Genomic DNA, 1,444 nt, shown 5'->3' on the forward strand with positions numbered 1-1,444 from the left:
TACGTTCCAGACCGGAGACGGCCAGCAGCAGCGCGTCGGCCTCGCCGGCGTCCAGCTTGGCCAGACGGGTGTTGGCGTTGCCGCGGATCGGCACGGTCTCCAGATGCGGGTAGAGCTGGGCGAGCTGGGCGATCCGGCGCACGGCGCAGGTGCCGATCCGTGCGCCGGACGGCAGCCGGTCCAGCACCAGGCCGCCGGGGTGGACCAGGGCGTCGCGGATGTCGTCGCGGGGCAGGTAGGCGGCGAAGACGGTGCCGGCCGGGACCGGACGGTCCCCGGGGACGTCCTTCATGCAGTGCACCGCGAGATCGGCACGGCCGTCGAGAAGCGCCTCGTCGACCTCCTTGGTGAAGGCGCCCTTACCGCCGAGCGCGGACAGCGGGCCCGCCCACCTGTCCCCGCTGGTGGTGATGGGTACGATCTCGGCGGTCAGATCGGGATCAAGGGCTGCCAGTTCCGCGCGGACCCGCTCGGCCTGGGCAAGCGCCATCGGGGAGGAACGGGTACCAATGCGGATCAGCCGGGATGCGGACATGGCATCAGGCTAGTTCGGCGACCCGGCATAGGAGCGCCGAGGCCGCCCGAGTGTCGCACATGCCCCCGCAGCCCTCCAGGTCCACTTCACAGGCCACCGCCGCACTGCTCGACGACATGGAGACGCATGACGTCACCCGCGATTCGTCCGGGCATGTCGCTTTCGGTCGCGGCATCCACTACTGCGTCGGTGCGCCACTGGCCCGGATGGAGATGGACACCACAGGGGGCAGGAGCAGACGCCGTTATTGCCTGACTGTCTGGCGGGCGGCTTCTATGGCCAGGGCGAGAGTCGCGACGTCGTAGGCGCCGTGGTGGCGCTGGCCGTTGATGAAGAACGTCGGCGTCCCCGAGACGCTGCTGACGTCGGCGGAGGCGATGTCGCGTTCGATCCGGTCGGCGCCGACCCTGGCGCGCAGGTCGGCCCGGAACCGTTCGACATCGAGCTGCAGCTCGCCCGCGTATCGCACCAGGTCCTTGATGGCGAGGTCCGACTGGTGCTCGAAGAACAGGTCGTGCATCTCCCAGAACGCGCCCTGCTCGGCCGCGGCCTCGACGGCGATGGCCGCGTACTCGGCGTGCGGGTGCACCTTTGTCAGTGGCAGGTGCCGCCAGACATAGCGCAGATCGCCGAAATCCGCGAGCAGCTCGCGGACGACTGACTCGGCCCGGCCGCAGTAGGGGCACTCGAAGTCGCCGTACTCGACGAGGGTGACCGGGGCGTCGAGCGGACCCCGGATCCGGTCGCGCTCCGGGTCGACGGGCTCGGCGAGGTCGATAATGACCTCGGAGACACCGCGCTCGGCACGGGCGCGCATCCGTTCCGGCAGTACGTCCGCCAGCCGGAAGACAGCCCAGGAGAGCATGGACGCGGCGAGCGCCGCCACCAGGATACCGATCTTCGCCTCCT

At 70.1% G+C, this 1,444-nt stretch carries 2 protein-coding genes; both read right to left on the bottom strand.

The window, feature by feature from the left end; all coding sequences use genetic code 11:
- On the bottom strand, positions 1–535 hold a 535-nt coding region (gene hemC, locus DD1DGNOD_RS13795), incomplete at its 3' end, for a hydroxymethylbilane synthase (RefSeq protein WP_131770331.1).
- A gap of 244 nt (positions 536–779) precedes the next feature.
- On the bottom strand, positions 780–1,444 hold a 665-nt coding region (locus DD1DGNOD_RS13805; RefSeq protein ID WP_131770333.1), incomplete at its 5' end, for a DsbA family protein.

This window comes from Candidatus Protofrankia californiensis, assembly GCF_900634765.1.
Lineage (GTDB): Bacteria > Actinomycetota > Actinomycetes > Frankiales > Frankiaceae > Protofrankia > Protofrankia californiensis.